This window comes from Nonlabens sp. Asnod3-H03 (genome assembly GCF_045063665.1).
In the GTDB taxonomy this organism is placed as follows: Bacteria; Bacteroidota; Bacteroidia; order Flavobacteriales; family Flavobacteriaceae; genus Nonlabens; species Nonlabens ulvanivorans.
Window position 1 is genome coordinate 137,548 of record NZ_JBEFOD010000008.1, and the last position, 16,276, is coordinate 153,823.

The window sequence follows — 16,276 nt, forward strand, 5'->3', positions numbered from 1 at the left end:
ATGCTCTACTAAAAATATTATAACTATGTCAGTATTAGTATATACAGAATCAGAAGGCGGCTCTTTTAAGAAAGCAGCTTATGAAGTTGCGAGCTATGGAAAAGGCATCGCAGACCAGTTAGGAACATCAGTTACAGCTATATCATTTAATGCCAATGGTGCTGGTGATTTAGGAACTTATGGAGTGTCTAAACAACTTAACATAACAGACTCAAAACTAGAAAAATTTAATGCAGCTGCCTATGCAGACGCGATTGCACAAGCAGCAAAAGCTGAAGGAGCAACGACCGTAATCATAAGCTCAAGCGCAAATTCTAAATACCTAGGCGCTTTATTAAGTGTACACCTAGAAGCAGGATATGCAACTAACGTGATGGAATTACCTGCATCAACTAGTCCATTCACTGTTAAAAGATCAGTCTTCACAAACAAAGCGTTTGCAATGACTGAAATCTCTACTGCAAACAAACTGGTAGGTCTTGCAAATAATTCTTACGGTTTAAAAGAAAACACTACAGATTGTAGTACAGAAGCTTTTACACCTACATTAAGTGATGATGACTTTAAAGTACAGGTTCAATCTGTAGATAAAGCCACTGATAAAGTAAGTATTGCAGATGCAGATGTCGTAGTAAGTGCAGGACGTGGTCTTAAAGGACCTGAAAACTGGGGAATGGTAGAAGAACTTGCAGAAGTTCTAGGAGCAGCAACAGCCTGTTCTAAGCCTGTAAGCGATATGGGATGGAGACCTCATGGAGAACACGTAGGTCAAACTGGTAAACCAGTAGCCACTAATCTTTATATTGCTATAGGAATCTCTGGAGCGATTCAACACCTCGCAGGTGTTAGTTCATCAAAAGTAAAAGTAGTTATCAACACTGACCCAGAAGCGCCGTTTTTTAAGGCTGCAGACTATGGTGTCGTAGGCGATGCTTTTGAAGTAGTACCTGCTTTAATTGAAAAATTAAAAGCATTCAAAGCAGCAAATGCTTAATTCTTAATAATTTGTTAGCTTTAAGGCTGTGCATTATGAGAAAAACACTCATTTTTGCACAGCTTTTTTCATTTATAAAGGGTGTAACTCTATGAGTCTAAAACGACTTAACATACGCGGCATATCATACAGCGAGACACAAAACGGTGCTTATGCACTAGTTCTCAAAGAAGTAGGTGGCGATCGACAGCTTCCTATAGTAATAGGTGCTTTTGAAGCACAAAGCATTGCTATAGCACTTGAGAAAGAAATAAGTCCACCTAGGCCACTTACTCATGATCTTTTTAAAACGTTTGGAGAACGTTTTGGTATTATTGTAAAGCAAGTTATTATTCACAAACTAGTGGATGGTGTTTTTTTCTCAAGCCTTATTTGTGAGAGAGATAAAATTGAAGAAATTATAGATGCAAGAACAAGTGATGCGATTGCACTTGCTGTAAGATTCAAAGCTCCTGTTTTCACCTATGAAAATATCCTAGACGAGGCCGGTGTACAATCACACATCAGACCCGATAAAGAATTACAAGAAGATCCTCTAGATCTAAGCAATGATGAGTTCATTGAAGAACTAATCAATACTGAGCATCACGATGATGAAGATAATTACAGCCATTTAAGCGTTAAAGAATTACACAAAATGCTAGATGATGCTGTATCGAATGAAAATTATGAACTAGCCGCGCGACTGCGTGATGAAATATCAAAACGATAATGAATCTGCCATCCATACTTTCTCAACGCAATGTGTGTTTGAGTGTTTTATTATTATTTATCTCTTTTACAGCGCAAGCAGTATTGCCATCGTCCAGCAACACTGTGATTCAAGAAATAACTACAAATAACATTTCAATTTCTAACGTCACTGAACCTAATGTGACCTTTGAAAGTATTTACAGAGGACTTATCGGGATCGCATTTTTACTGGGAATAGGATTTGCTTTTAGTGCCAATAGAAGAAAAATAGATTGGCGATTAGTCATTATCGGCATTAGTTTACAAATAATTTTTGCAACCTTATTTTTATTAGTGGAAGAAGTTGCAGCCGTTTTTCAATGGATTGCAGAGAAAGTTGTAGAATTTCTAGCAGTAGCAGAAGAAGGAGCCCAGTTTGTTTTTGGAAATCTTGTAGATCCATCTCAAAGTATGGGTTACATATTTGCTTTTAAAGTGTTACCTACAATCGTTTTCTTTTCAGCATTTACTTCATTACTTTATTATCTAGGTATTTTACAAAAAATCGTTTATGTATTTGCTTGGGTTATGAGTAAAACCATGCGTTTAAGTGGTGCAGAATCCCTTGCTGCAGCAGCAAATATTTTCATCGGTCAGACGGAAGCTCCATTAGTAGTAAAGCCGTACTTAGACAAAATGACAAAATCAGAAATTCTTTGCTTAATGGTTGGTGGAATGGCTACTATAGCCGGTGGAGTTCTTGCTGCCTTTATCGAATTTCTAGGTGGTACAGATCCCATAGCTAAAGCAGAATTTGCTAGACACTTAATAACGGCATCTATTATGAGTGCTCCAGCTGCAATTGTGATGGCAAAAATGCTTTTCCCTGAAACAGACACAGATAAAATAGACCGCAAACTAGATATCTCTAAAGAAAAAATAGGTTCCAACGTTCTAGACGCTATCTCAAGAGGAACAACAGATGGTCTTAAACTTGCTGTTAACGTAGGTGCCATGCTATTAGTATTTACCGCAATTATCGCTGTAGTCAACTGGTTTCTAGGGGATCTTATAGGTGCACCTAGCGGACTTAACGATTTAATAGTGGACGCTACAGATGGACGCTATCAAAAATTCTCCATGCAATATATTTTAGGTAATTTATTTGCCCCAATTGCATGGATTATCGGTGTGCCTGCTGCAGATATTGTAGCCGTAGGTCAGTTATTAGGTGAGAAAACAATTCTTAATGAATTCTTTGCATATGCTTCTTTAAGTAAATTAAAAGCCGCCGGCGTGTTGACTAACTATCGATCTATAGTTATATCGACATATGCTCTTTGTGGTTTTGCAAACTTTGCTTCTATAGGTATTCAAATAGGAGGAATAGGTGTATTAGCTCCTAGTCAACGCAAAACATTAGCTGCTTTTGGTATCAAAGCTTTAATAGGCGGTACTTGTGCCGCATTACTTACAGCAACTATTGCAGGAATGCTTTTTGGATAATTAAGATTACAACAACTGCTTAAATATTTAAACCTTTAATCCTATTACAAGGGCACTTCTTAAACAAGAAACGATTTTTTAAGAAAATTTTAATAACTTTGCTTACCTAAAATTTGGTTTAAAGTTATGTTACCTTCTGATCATATTGCACATGCAAACCACCATTTTCAATATGATTTTGGCAATCTTTATTGTTTTGACAATTATGTAATTGGTATTATAAATGACCAAATTAATATTGGCACCACAGAAGCAAAAACTATTCTTAACGCCTTGAACAAGTATTTTACAGGCAAACAATTTGTATACATTGCTAATCGAGCTTTTTCACATAATATTGATTTATCTGTGTATAAACTAGTAAATCCTAAAAAACTAGTAGGGATTGCCATAGTATCACCTCATGAAAATGAAATAGAGCGCGCAGTTGAAGAACAACAATTATACTCTGGCTCTTTTGGTTTATTTAAAAATGTAGAAAGCGCTATTGCCTGGGCTAACACCTTTCAAAAAGTTGAAGGATAGTTTTAAAACCCGTTGATAAAGTCTTTATTTTTAAATTTATTTTTCAGTAGATTGGATAATTAATTCTCCTATTTTGTACCCTACATAGAGTCATTCTTTTATTCTATAATTCAAGCAGGAAAAAATGAAACAGTATCACGATTTACTACAACACATATTAAATGAAGGAACCGATAAAGGTGATCGCACAGGTACCGGAACGAGAAGCGTTTTCGGTTATCAAATGAGGTTTAACCTGCAAGAAGGCTTTCCCATGGTTACCACTAAAAAATTACACCTTAAATCGATAATTCACGAGTTATTATGGTTTCTTACTGGTGATACAAACGTAAAATATTTACAAGATAATGGTGTGCGTATCTGGAATGAATGGGCAAATGAAAACGGCGATTTAGGACCTGTTTACGGACATCAATGGCGCAACTGGAATAACGAAGACATTGATCAAATTAAAGATATAATTCACACACTAAAAAACAATCCTAATAGCCGTCGTATGATGGTAAGCGCCTGGAATCCAAGCGTCATGCCAGACACTAGCGTTAGCTTTTCTAAAAACGTGGCAAATGGAAAGGCAGCACTACCGCCATGTCATGCCTTTTTTCAATTTTATGTATCAGACAATAAGCTGAGTTGTCAACTCTATCAACGTAGTGCTGATGTTTTTTTAGGCGTTCCTTTTAATATTGCCAGTTATGCCTTATTTACCATGATGATGGCACAAGTATGCGGTTTTGAATATGGTGATTTTATTCACACTTTTGGCGATGTTCATATATACTCAAACCACATGGAGCAAGTCAAATTACAACTGTCTAGAGAACCTCGCGCACTACCCATTATGAAAATGAATCCAGATATCAAAGATATTTTCAATTTCACATTTGATGACTTTACATTAGAGAACTATGATCCGCATCCAGCAATTAAAGGTGCCGTTGCTATATAGTATGAAATCGATAATTCTACTATTATTTTTTGTTTCAACTTTTACAATTGCCCAAGATACCGACCCTGCATATGAAGATTTTTTGGAAATTGATGATACAGAATACAAGGATTCACCCAGCTTTTATGTAGTTGATTTAAAAATGATATCTTCTGATCCAGGAATGGCTACAGCAAGTTGGGACGCTCACAAATCACTTACTAAGTTCCTAGTAGAGCTTTATGACCCTACTATCAATACATTGTTTCACCGCAAGATTTATAGAGATAAATCAATAGAAATACCAGCTAGTGCAAAATTAGTTGTATCACCTATCCACTTAAATCTTAAGGGAAAATCTAAGACCACTACTCTATCCCAAAGTAATTATAAATTACAGATAGAACAACGCAAGAACATGGAGAAGCTCTTAAAGCAAATGCAAGAGCAAGATAATCGCAATCATCAATCTTCAAAAGAGATTCCATGGCGATGGATTTTTAGAGGTATTGGTTTACTTGCGCTAGTCATAGGGTTGATTGCAAGATTTGCTGGCAACAAGGCAGAGTTTAAAGACTATGATAGACGCAACCGAAAGCCTTGATTAAGCACGCTTACGCGAAAGCGATATCATAAACATCCTAACTATTTCACAAAATCCTATTAGTTTGCTAGACTTTTGAAAATTACTTTTAACTTTGAGAAAATGAATTCAAAAGAAAATCTTCTTAAACTGTTTTTAGACACTAGAAAGCATACAGAAGCTTTATGCAAACCATTGCAAAAAGAAGACTATGTAGTGCAACCTATAGTAGATGTATCGCCACCTAAATGGCACTTAGGACACACAACCTGGTTTTTTGAGGAATTCTTATTAGACGGATACCTTGCTGATTATAAAAGATTTCATAGTCAATATGCTTATGTATTTAATAGCTATTATGAAAGTATAGGTGCTCGTGTTGTACGCACAGACCGAGGAAACCTATCAAGACCTAGTGTGGATGAAGTTTATGAATATCGCGCATATGTTACAAAGTACATGGCACAGCTTATTGAAAATCACTGGAACGAGGACCTGATCCCAGTACTAGAAATAGGTATTCATCACGAAAAACAACACCAAGAACTATTACTCACTGATATTAAATATATATTAGGTAATAACCCTTTATCACCTGTGTACGGAAACATAGAGGATGAAGTATTCATAAATAATAAAACTCCTAAATGGCTTGAGATGCCAGCGCAAATCTATGAAGTAGGACATTCTAAAAAGGAGTTTTGCTATGATAATGAGCAACCACGCCATCGCATATTTCTAGAAGCATATCAAATATCTAGTGAGTTAGTTACTTGCGGAGAATGGATAGACTTTATTAATGATGGCGGCTACGCAAATGTAATGCTATGGCACACAGAAGGCTGGGATTGGGTTCAAAAAAACAATATATGCGCACCTATGTATTGGTTTGAAGAAAACGATCAATGGAATCAATACACTTTGAATGGTATTACTGGTATAGATAAATCTAGTGCTATTACTCATGTATCCTACTATGAAGCATTTGCCTTTGCACAATGGAGAGGCATGCGACTACCTACTGAGTTTGAATGGGAAGCCGCACAACAAAAATTTAGTTGGGGAAAAAGATGGGAATGGACAGAAAGTGCTTACCTACCCTACCCTAATTACCAAAAACCTGATGGTGCCCTAGGAGAATATAATGGTAAATTTATGGTGAACCAGAAGGTGCTTAGAGGTAGTTCTGTCGCTACTCCTAACAATCACACAAGATCGACTTACAGAAACTTTTTTCATCCTAATTTAAGATGGCAATTTACGAGTTTGAGACTCGCACAATCTATATGACAAAGCAAGAAACATTTCAATTAGAATTTGAAAATCACGTAACAGAAGGGCTAAAAGCATTTCCTAAATTTTTAAGTTCCAAATACATTTATGATGACCGCGGTGATGAATTATTTCAACAAATCATGGCTCTTCCAGAATATTACCTTACCGAGGCAGAATACAATATTATCGATACTCATAAGGATAACTTAAGAAAGGTTTTTAACACTCATGGAGCGTTTGATCTGATCGAGTTAGGTGCTGGAGATGGTAAAAAAACTAAAGTATTATTAAAAGAACTAGTAACAAACAAAGTAGACTTTACATACATACCAATAGATATAAGTCAACACGCAATTGATGATTTAACTAACTCTCTAACCACATTATTACCAGATCTAGAAGTACAAGGAGAACAAGGAACATATTTTAAAGTCCTAGAAAGACTAGCCACATACAACAAAAGACCTAAAGTCATTATCGTTTTAGGCTCTAACATAGGTAACCTTGATCATCCTCAAGCAATAGATTTTTTGATAAAAATCAAAGACGTAATGTCTGACCAAGATTTTCTTTTTATGGGGTTTGACCAAAAGAAAGACCCATTAACAATTCAGCATGCATATGCCGATTCTCAAGGAGTAACTCAAGAGTTTAATCGCAACTTATTACATCGTATCAATAAAGAAATGGACGGAGACTTTCCAGTCAACAACTTTGAACACTGGGAATCTTACGACCCAGAAACAGGCACTGCAAAAAGCTACCTGATAGCAACAGAACCTTGTGTTGTAGAAATTAAAAAGTTACAACTAAAGACGACTTTCAAAAAATGGGAAACCATACACTGTGAAATATCTCAAAAATATGATGACGATACCGTAGAGTGGTTAGCAAATAAATCAGGTTTAGAAATTGAAAAGATTTATGAAGATCATCAAAAGCTCTTCAAGGATTATTTATTTAAAATAAAAAAATAAAAGTTTATGAAAGCCATCTGGAATAATCAAATTATTGCCGAAAGTAACGATACTAAAGTTATTGAAAACAATCACTACTTCCCTAAAAACAGTATAAAAAATGAGTATTTTAAAAACAGCAACACTCAATCTAACTGTCCTTGGAAAGGACTAGCTAGTTATTACACTTTAGAGGTAAACGGAGAAACAAATAAGGATGCTGCATGGTATTATCCAGACACTAAACACGCTGCAAAAGAAATTGAAGGATATGTAGCTTTTTGGAAAGGCGTAACCATCTCTGAATAAAAGTAATTCTAACAAAAAGTCCATAATTAAGAAAATGTTTCTTGATTATGGACTTTTAAGTTAGTGACCTTCTCAGTCTACTAATGAAGATGTTAGATTTTGTTGTAAACGAAATCTAAACTCATAATACCACTAGCAGGAGTACCTGCCGCTCCACTAAAATATTGCGCAACGTCATTATCATCAACATTAAATGATAAGGTAGATGTGGTAAGTAGAACTTGTTGAGATTCTGTAGCTGTTCCTCCATTAACATTAACCGTGATTGTTAAAGTACCGTTTGCATAAGAATAAGTACCGCTTTCAACATTTGTATTACAAACTAAATTATTAGAAGCATCAAAACTAACCTCTGCAATTGTAGATGTAAAAGTACCATCTGCATTAAAGCTAATCGCCATGCTATCAAAACAATTAGTCTCATTGGTTAATTCCATATTTGTGATCATATCTTGATTTAAATCAACAGCAACATCGGCTGTAAGCGTACTTAACACATAATTACCAACAAGAGCTGCATTATTATTAATTGATTGATTTTCATCATTAGTACAAGCCGTGAAAGCAAATAATATAGCGATTAAGGGAAAAATTAATTTTTTCATCATTATTATTTTTGTTAAAGATAACAAATTATAATAATGTACTATTTTTGAAGCAATTAGCACAGCACAACCCTTGAATCTATTGACATCGAGACATAATAGCGATATTACAAAACGTAATATTAAAATGAAAAAAGAAGAGCAAAACAATTAAAAGTGAAGAACAACTTTATTTTTTTTGAATCTCACTGCTTGTCAATCAAATATAAAATCATACATTTGCAGCCCGATTTTAACCATTGAAATCGTTACAATTTAAAACAGGTTCAAAGTGAATACGTTAAGTTACAAAACAGTTTCTGCTAATAGCGCTACAGTAAACAAAGAATGGGTACTTGTAGATGCAGCAGACCAGCCACTAGGTCGTATGTCTTCAATAGTTGCAAAACTATTAAGAGGAAAATATAAGACAAATTTCACTCCACACGTAGATTGTGGAGACAATGTAATTGTGATAAATGCTGACAAGGTGAAGCTTTCTGGTAATAAGTGGTCTGAGAAGACTTACATACGCCACACAGGTTATCCAGGTGGGCAGCGCAGTCTTACTGCTCAGGAGCTTTACGATAAAGACCCTACAAGAGTAGTTGAAAAAGCTGTGAAAGGAATGTTACCTAAAAACAAATTAGGAGCAGCAATATTCCGTAACTTAAAAGTGTACAGCGGCGCTGAACACGGTCAAGACGCACAACAACCTACGACTATCAACTTAAACGAGATCAAGTAAGATGGAAACATTACACAAAATAGGTAGAAGAAAAACTGCCGTAGCTCGTGTATACCTTAGCGATGGAGAAGGTAATATCACTATAAACAATAAAGACCTTAAAGATTACTTCACAACTGGTACTCTTCAATATAAAGTAAACCAACCGTTTGCTTTAACTGAAACTACTGGAACATATGACGTAAAAGTAAACGTATATGGTGGTGGAATCACTGGACAAGCAGAGGCTATACGTCTTGCACTTTCTAGAGCTCTAGTAGAGATCGACGAAGAGAATCGTCTAGTATTGAAACCTGAAGGCCTTATGACACGTGACCCAAGAATGGTAGAACGTAAGAAATTTGGTCAGAAGAAAGCAAGGAAGAAATTCCAATTCTCTAAGCGTTAATACTGCAAAGAAATTATCATCCCATTTGGTTTCACAATCAAATGGGATTTGTTCTTATATTTTTTTAATTTTTAATTTGCTGTCATCCCGATTGCCGTCGGGACCTAGTTTAGCATCTAAATGATTATGGCGATTTTCAATTCTATTGAAATGACCACTTAATCATTGCTATCTGACAGAACGTAAACTATCTAAACATGGCAAATAACACAGAAGTCAAGAATCTTCTTGACGCAGGTGTCCACTTCGGTCACCTTACACGCAAATGGGATCCAAATATGGCACCATATATTTATATGGAGCGTAACGGGATTCACATCATCAACCTTTACAAAACTAAAGCTAAGCTGAATGAGGCTAATGATGCTTTACGTAAAATCGCTGCATCTGGTCGCAAGATTCTTTTTGTTGCTACTAAAAAGCAAGCAAAAGACATCGTTGCACAACATGCAGGTGATGCTAACATGCCTTATATCACTGAAAGATGGCCAGGTGGAATGCTTACAAACTTTGTAACAATCCGTAAAGCTGTTAAGAAAATGGCTCTTGTAGATCGCATGAAGAAAGATGGTCGTTATGAAACTCTTTCTAAAAAAGAACGTTTACAAGTAGACCGTATGAGAGCTAAACTAGAAAAGAACTTAGGTTCTATTGTAGACATGACTCGTATGCCAGCAGCACTTTTCATCGTTGACACTGTACGTGAGCACATCGCTGTTAAAGAAGCATTGAAATTAGGTATTCCTATTTTTGCAATGGCTGATACTAACGCAAATCCTCGTGATATCGATTATGTTATACCATCAAATGATGATGCATCAAAATCTATCGATATTATAGTAAACTCTGCCGCCGAAGCTATTAAAGCTGGTCTTGAAGATCGTAAGAACGAAAAGAACAACGAAGCAGCAAAAGCTGAAAAGGCTGAGAAGGATGCTAAAGCAGCAAAAGCTGAAAAGACTGCAAAAGCAGCAAAAGAGGCTGTAAAAACTGAAGAAGAAGAATAAATCATAATCTCTGGGAATCCAGAATCTAAAATATTTTCAACATGGCAAAAATAACCGCTGCTGAAGTAGGAAAATTAAGAAAGACCACTGGTGCTGGTATGATGGACTGTAAAAAAGCCCTTGTAGAAGCTGAAGGTGATTTTGAAAAAGCAATTGAAATCCTAAGAAAAAAAGGTCAAAAAGTAGCTGCAAAGCGTGCTGACCGTGACTCTTCTGAAGGTGTAGTAGTTGCAAAAGTAAATGAAAGCAACACTAGAGGTGTTATGATTTCACTTAACTGTGAGACTGACTTTGTTGCAAAAAACGATGATTACGTTGCACTAGCTAATAAAATTGCTGATGTTGCTCTTAACACTAATACTAAAGAAGAATTGCTTGCTGCAAGCTTTGATGGTATGACCGTGGCTGAGAAACTTATCGAGCAAACAGGTGTAATAGGTGAAAAATTAGAAATAGGTGGTTTTGAAGCATTTGAAGCTCCATTTGTAGGTGCATATGTACACGGTGGAAAAATTGGTGCTTTAACTGGACTTTCTACAGCATCTGACAATTCAAGTGAAGTAGCAAAATCGGTTTCTATGCAAGTAGCTTCTATGGGCGCAACGACACTTTCTTACAAAGATTTTGATGCTGATTTTGTACAATCAGAAACTGAAGCTCGTATCGCTGCTATCGAAAAAGATAACATCGAGCGCGGACGTTTAGGAAAGGCGTTGAAAAATATCCCTCTTTTCATTTCAAGATCTCAAGTTACCGATACTGCTCTAGCTGAGGCTAAAGTACGTTTTGAAGAAGAATTAAAAGCTGAAGGTAAACCAGAAGCTATTTGGGATCGTATTATCCCTGGTAAACTTGAACGTTTTATTTCTGACAACGTTTCTTTAGATAAAGAACTTGCTTTATTAGATCAAGATTTCATTATGGACGACAGCAAAACTGTTGCACAATATGTAGAGTCTAAAGGTGCTAGCGTTGTAGGATTCAAAAGAGTTTCTATCGCTTAATAAGCTTTCAATAGAATTTTAAAAATCCCATCTAAGATTTACTTAGATGGGATTTTTTTTGTTTATAATTTTGCTTTCGCGAAAGCGAAACAGTTATATCTATCTTATTTTTACCTTTGTATTATGGTCAAATACCTGATTCCACTACTAATAATAGCTGTTACTGGCTGCGCTAATCTGTCTAAGCCCGACACTACATCTTTTACATTTAAAAAGGTAAGTGAATTACCACCATCAATCAATGAAAGCTCTGGATTGATTATAATAGACGGTAAATTAATCACTCATAATGACTCTGGTAATATGCCCATGTTGTATCAATTAGATACTACAGGTATTATTACAGACTATATTAAATACAACTATCTTGCAAATCACGACTGGGAAGCAATCGCTCAGTCAAACAACGCAATACATATTGCCGATATCGGAAATAATCTAGGTGACAGAAAAGATTTAAAAATCTATAATGTCATAAAAAACGGCATTTGGCAAGAAGATATTGATATAGACATATCTACCATTACATATTCAACACAAACGGATTTTAAACAACGTAATCAACAACATTCTTATGATGCAGAAGCTATAATCATCATAAATGAAGTGATGTATTTATTTTCAAAAGACTGGATCAATTTTACTACTTCAATTTACAGCTTACCACTTTATCAAGATACGTCGTTAAATAGCCATCAATCAATCAATACTAAGGGCCTCGTTACTGATGCTGCTTTTAATAATAATGACACAGTATTGTTATGTGGTTACAATCAAAGCCTTCAACCTTTTATAGCTCAATTAAAATTTAAAGATGGTAATTTCACTCTAATTAAGAAAGTAGATTTACCTATCGAAGGTGCGCAAATTGAAGCAATAGCCTATTACGGCAAAAATCAGAAAGATCAAGATGTTTATTACCTTACTAGCGAAGCTGTAAATGTTAGACTAGGAGATGATGAAGCAAAAGTTGCCGGAGAACTTTATAAATTGATCTGGCCCGAATAAAGAGAATAGATTACTAAACAAGAATAACACGAAGATTAAAATCGCACTCTGAATCAAAAAGGAATTCCTTTATATTTGCACAACCTCAGACACACCTTATGAAATACAATCGCATCCTTCTTAAATTAAGTGGAGAAGCATTAATGGGAAATAGACAATATGGTATTGATCCAGAACGTCTTTCAGAATATGCTCAAGAAATTAAAAAAGCTATTGACAAAGGGATAGAAGTAGCTATCGTTATAGGTGGTGGTAATATCTTTAGAGGTGTTGCTGGCGCTAGTGCAGGAATGGATCGTGTACAAGGAGACCATATGGGAATGCTTGCTACTGTAATTAATGGCCTTGCCTTGCAAAGCGCGCTTGAAGATGCTGGCATACCTACTAGATTACAATCTGCAATTAAGATCAATGAAGTAGCAGAACCTTTTATACGTCGTAAGGCGATGAGACATCTAGAAAAAGGTCGAGTAGTCATCTTTGGAGGAGGAACAGGTAACCCTTATTTTACGACAGATAGCGCAGCTGTATTAAGAGCCATAGAAATTGAAGCGGACGTTATTTTAAAAGGTACTCGTGTAGATGGTATTTACACAGCAGACCCAGAAAAAGATGATAATGCTACTAAATTTGACTTCATAAGTTTTGATGATGTTTTACGTAAAGGATTAAAAGTAATGGACACCACAGCATTTACATTAAGTCAAGAGAATGAATTGCCGATCATCGTTTTCGACATGAACAAAAAAGGTAATTTAATGAAAGTTTTAAGTGGTGAAAATATAGGAACGAGAGTACAATTATAAATAGTGGCAATATATTTGCTAACCGTTAAGTATAAATTTGAGCTATGAACGAAGAATTAGAACTAGTTATAGATGCTTGTAAAGAAGGAATGGATTCTGCCATTGTACATCTTGAAAAGCAATTATTAAATATCCGTGCTGGTAAAGCTAGTCCAGCAATGCTAGGTAGTGTATTTGTAGACTATTATGGTAGCCAGACACCTTTAGGACAAGTAGCAAATGTTGCTGCTCCAGATGCCAGAACCATCACCGTCACTCCATGGGAGAAAGGCATGATTACAGAGATTGAAAAAGGTATCATGTATGCTAACCTAGGTTTAAATCCTATGAATAATGGAGAAAGCGTTATTATCAACGTACCAGCATTAACAGAAGAAAGACGTATAGATCTTGCAAAACAATCTAAAAGTGAAGGTGAAGATGCCAAAATTGGTGTTCGTAACGATCGTAAAACTGCCATGAATGATTTGAAAAAGCTTGGTTTATCAGAAGATTTATTAAAAACATCTGAAGAAGAGGTACAAGAACTTACTAATGCTTATATCGCTAAGATTGATAAAATCGTATCGGTAAAAGAAGCAGAAATTATGAAAGTATAAATACATACTTTTTGTATTAAAACGCCAGCTATTTCGCTGGCGTTTTTTTTGATTGATAAATTTCTAAATAAGTAATAAGATTCTTTATTAGGGCATATGCTTCTTGTATTTTTATCGTTACTTAGTTAAGTATTATATTAATGTTCTCAATGAGGTACTGGCCTTTCATTTCTTTTCTTTTTTTAAGCATCGTTGTTCAAGCACAAAAAGATGTGACACCTGCATTAGAAATAATTAAAACTTGTATTGAGAATAAGGATGTAAACAACCCTTTAGAGACTTTAAACACCTTTCAGTACGATAGCTATGAAAACCTTAAGATAGCAGGTAATCCCGAAGCTATTACGGGTTCCGGCTATAAAAAGACAGAACTAAGGAGAACATTACTTAAAACAGGAGTTTTTTTATCTGAAAAAACATCTGACATCGTAAACGATCAATCTCAAGGTTTTAAAGAACTTATCACGGCGGCTTTTATGCCTGGTTTTGAAACACCAGTTTACCCTATCTATAACATCAATTTTCAATCACGCAATTTATATCAAGACACCTATGTTGTTTTTGACCAGCATTATATCAATCCTATTTCTAATAATGGGCTCAATAGTTATAATTATGAAACGATAGGTGACACTTTAATTGAAAATAGAAAAATTAATATTATAGGATTTGCCCCTATTGAAACATCTATCTCTACCCTATCAGGCACTCTTTATATAGACCAAGAAACTAAAGCCATTGCAAAAGCTCATTATAATATCTATAAGGACTTAAGAGTTGAAACCAAACATGATTTTGTTTATGACTCCTTACACCATCTATGGTATTGTTCCTATAGTGAGTTATTCATAAAAAAGACAAATAACATTAAAGAAATTGAGCTTTTTGGTGGTCGTTTTGAAGTAGGAACACGCAAGCAAAAAGATATTGACAGTGAGACCGATGAGCTTTATCTCATAATGAAAAGGTATCAAAAAAACTTTAAAACTAACCGCAAGGTTAATTTTGGTCAAAAAGGAGTTTCCATTGAAATCCCAGAAACCTCCATTGATAAACCACTCAATTATTGGGACACCTATCGCAATGAAGAACCTTTTACAACTCAAGAACTCGCTAACTTCATGCAGCTAGACAGCATCGTAATGGCTGAGAAAGTAACACGGAAACTTGAAGTCATAGAAAAGTTTAAAGTAGGTTATTATCCGGTAGGCTTCTTTGATATAGATCTTAAATACCTTATAAAATTTAATGAATACGAAGCCTTCAGAATAGGTGTAGGTGGCACGACCAACGATAAATTTTCTGAGAAATGGCGAGTGAGTGGCTACGGCGCCTTTGGGACCAAAGACAAGGTATTTAAACATAATATTACTTTAGGCTATAGAATTAGTGAAGAAAACAACACATGGATTAGCGCCTATAAAACAGATGATATTAATGAGTTTGCAGGAGCTAGATTTCTAACTGACGCTAGAGTTTACTCACTATTTGAACCACGACTCATTAACATTCCTACATTTTATCTATACAAAGAATACGGTGTATCATTACAACAACGCTTATTTCCATCTGTGATTAGTGAGTTCTCGCTTTCGCGAAAGCGTATTTCACAAACCACAAATTATGTGTTTGCACCTGATGGTAATCCATTTATCAACTATGTGTTAGCTGAGGCAACAATTGCTGCCCGTTGGAGTCCAAAAAGTGAATTCATGAAAACACCTAAAGGATACCAAGAAACAACAAAAGGATATCCAATTTTAAGTGGGCAAGTCACTAAGGGAATTCAAGGATTATTAGACAGCGACTTTAATTATTTAAAATTTTCTGGTAAAGCGTCTTATACCATCAATAGAATAAACGGTTCTAAAACAGCATTTTTATTAGAAGGTCATTATGCAAGTGGTGACGTACCGTTAAGTCATTTATTTCATGCTTATCCCAACGCACCTACTAAAGATGAAGTACTACAACGGTTCTCTGTAGCAGGCAGAAATAGTTTTGAGACCATGTACTTTAATGAGTTTTTCTCTGATCGTATCGCGACGCTACAAATGCGTCATAATTTTGCGCCATTTCATATAACTTCTTGGCTCAACCCAGAATTAGTAATTACCTCGCGATATGCTATTGGCGACTTCAATGATATAGGAGATCACCTTAATATCGATTTTAAGAGACTTAATAAAGGTTATACAGAATCTGGTTTTGAATTAAATAAATTAATTTACGGTTTTGGAATTAGCGCGACCTATCGATACGGCGCCTATCATTTGCCTCAATTTTCTGACAACCTAGCGCTTAAATTCACTTTCTACCTAGAAATTTAAAATTCATACTCTCAAAAATCTGTATAAACTATCTTTAAAACCTACCTTTGCAGC

General features: G+C 35.4%; 18 protein-coding genes. 17 read left to right on the plus strand and 1 reads right to left on the minus strand.

Annotated features, from left to right (window positions below):
* The first annotated feature begins 25 nt into the window (after positions 1 to 25).
* From ACJJVI_RS03865 to ACJJVI_RS03905, 9 genes are all read left to right on the plus strand, one after another.
* On the plus strand, positions 26 to 994 hold the full coding sequence (locus tag ACJJVI_RS03865) for an electron transfer flavoprotein subunit alpha/FixB family protein (protein ID WP_036584082.1): 969 nt from the start codon (positions 26 to 28) through the stop codon (positions 992 to 994).
* 91 nt (positions 995 to 1,085) lie between these two features.
* Positions 1,086 to 1,706 carry a bifunctional nuclease domain-containing protein gene (locus ACJJVI_RS03870; protein WP_397301672.1) on the plus strand — a complete coding sequence of 207 codons (621 nt, stop codon included), beginning with the start codon at positions 1,086 to 1,088 and terminating at the stop codon, positions 1,704 to 1,706.
* The gene (locus ACJJVI_RS03875; RefSeq protein WP_081957777.1) at positions 1,706 to 3,172 is read left to right on the plus strand and encodes a NupC/NupG family nucleoside CNT transporter; all 1,467 of its coding nucleotides are present in this window, start codon (positions 1,706 to 1,708) and stop codon (positions 3,170 to 3,172) included. The genes ACJJVI_RS03870 and ACJJVI_RS03875 overlap by 1 nt, the downstream gene beginning before the upstream one ends.
* Positions 3,173 to 3,298: 126 nt before the next feature.
* On the plus strand, positions 3,299 to 3,697 hold the full coding sequence (locus tag ACJJVI_RS03880) for a thymidylate synthase (protein ID WP_036584078.1): 399 nt from the start codon (positions 3,299 to 3,301) through the stop codon (positions 3,695 to 3,697).
* Between the two features lie 124 nt (positions 3,698 to 3,821).
* Positions 3,822 to 4,646 carry a thymidylate synthase gene (locus ACJJVI_RS03885; RefSeq protein WP_405350508.1) on the plus strand — a complete coding sequence of 275 codons (825 nt, stop codon included), beginning with the start codon at positions 3,822 to 3,824 and terminating at the stop codon, positions 4,644 to 4,646.
* Position 4,647: 1 nt separating this feature from the next.
* Positions 4,648 to 5,229, plus strand: a complete 582-nt coding sequence (locus tag ACJJVI_RS03890) for a hypothetical protein (RefSeq protein WP_405350510.1) — start codon at positions 4,648 to 4,650, stop codon at positions 5,227 to 5,229.
* 102 nt (positions 5,230 to 5,331) lie between these two features.
* Entirely contained in the window at positions 5,332 to 6,498 is a 1,167-nt protein-coding gene (egtB, locus tag ACJJVI_RS03895; RefSeq protein WP_405350513.1) for an ergothioneine biosynthesis protein EgtB, read from the plus strand.
* Positions 6,495 to 7,460: an L-histidine N(alpha)-methyltransferase gene (locus ACJJVI_RS03900; protein ID WP_348022228.1), complete on the plus strand. Its 966-nt coding sequence runs from the start codon at positions 6,495 to 6,497 to the stop codon at positions 7,458 to 7,460. The genes egtB and ACJJVI_RS03900 overlap by 4 nt, the downstream gene beginning before the upstream one ends.
* A 6-nt stretch (positions 7,461 to 7,466) precedes the next feature.
* Entirely contained in the window at positions 7,467 to 7,748 is a 282-nt protein-coding gene (locus tag ACJJVI_RS03905) for a DUF427 domain-containing protein (RefSeq protein WP_036584064.1), read from the plus strand.
* Positions 7,749 to 7,840: 92 nt separating this feature from the next.
* Here ACJJVI_RS03905 and ACJJVI_RS03910 read toward each other — a convergent pair whose 3' ends face one another.
* Positions 7,841 to 8,353, minus strand: a complete 513-nt coding sequence (locus tag ACJJVI_RS03910; RefSeq protein WP_160165402.1) for a lipocalin family protein — start codon at positions 8,351 to 8,353, stop codon at positions 7,841 to 7,843.
* 271 nt (positions 8,354 to 8,624) lie between these two features.
* Here ACJJVI_RS03910 and rplM point away from each other — a divergent pair, with 271 nt between their 5' ends.
* The 8 genes from rplM to ACJJVI_RS03950 all read left to right on the plus strand — a co-directional run bounded on the left by rplM (position 8,625) and on the right by ACJJVI_RS03950 (position 16,222).
* Positions 8,625 to 9,080, plus strand: coding sequence for a 50S ribosomal protein L13 (gene rplM / locus ACJJVI_RS03915; RefSeq protein WP_036584058.1), 456 nt, complete (start codon positions 8,625 to 8,627; stop codon positions 9,078 to 9,080).
* 1 nt (position 9,081) lies between these two features.
* Positions 9,082 to 9,468: a 30S ribosomal protein S9 gene (gene rpsI / locus ACJJVI_RS03920; protein WP_006796104.1), complete on the plus strand. Its 387-nt coding sequence runs from the start codon at positions 9,082 to 9,084 to the stop codon at positions 9,466 to 9,468.
* 197 nt (positions 9,469 to 9,665) lie between these two features.
* Positions 9,666 to 10,475: a 30S ribosomal protein S2 gene (gene rpsB / locus ACJJVI_RS03925; protein ID WP_036584053.1), complete on the plus strand. Its 810-nt coding sequence runs from the start codon at positions 9,666 to 9,668 to the stop codon at positions 10,473 to 10,475.
* Between the two features lie 41 nt (positions 10,476 to 10,516).
* Positions 10,517 to 11,479 carry a translation elongation factor Ts gene (gene tsf, locus ACJJVI_RS03930; RefSeq protein ID WP_036584051.1) on the plus strand — a complete coding sequence of 321 codons (963 nt, stop codon included), beginning with the start codon at positions 10,517 to 10,519 and terminating at the stop codon, positions 11,477 to 11,479.
* A gap of 123 nt (positions 11,480 to 11,602) precedes the next feature.
* On the plus strand, positions 11,603 to 12,487 hold the full coding sequence (locus ACJJVI_RS03935; protein ID WP_405350520.1) for a T9SS C-terminal target domain-containing protein: 885 nt from the start codon (positions 11,603 to 11,605) through the stop codon (positions 12,485 to 12,487).
* A gap of 98 nt (positions 12,488 to 12,585) precedes the next feature.
* Positions 12,586 to 13,293 (plus strand): UMP kinase, encoded by a 708-nt coding sequence (gene pyrH / locus ACJJVI_RS03940; RefSeq protein WP_036584047.1) that lies wholly within the window; start codon positions 12,586 to 12,588, stop codon positions 13,291 to 13,293.
* A 44-nt stretch (positions 13,294 to 13,337) separates the two neighbouring features.
* A complete protein-coding gene (gene frr, locus ACJJVI_RS03945; RefSeq protein ID WP_042247285.1) occupies positions 13,338 to 13,892 on the plus strand; it encodes a ribosome recycling factor in 555 nt (184 codons plus the stop codon).
* A gap of 149 nt (positions 13,893 to 14,041) precedes the next feature.
* On the plus strand, positions 14,042 to 16,222 hold the full coding sequence (locus ACJJVI_RS03950) for a DUF5686 family protein (RefSeq protein WP_036584044.1): 2,181 nt from the start codon (positions 14,042 to 14,044) through the stop codon (positions 16,220 to 16,222).
* The last annotated feature ends 54 nt before the right edge of the window (positions 16,223 to 16,276 follow it).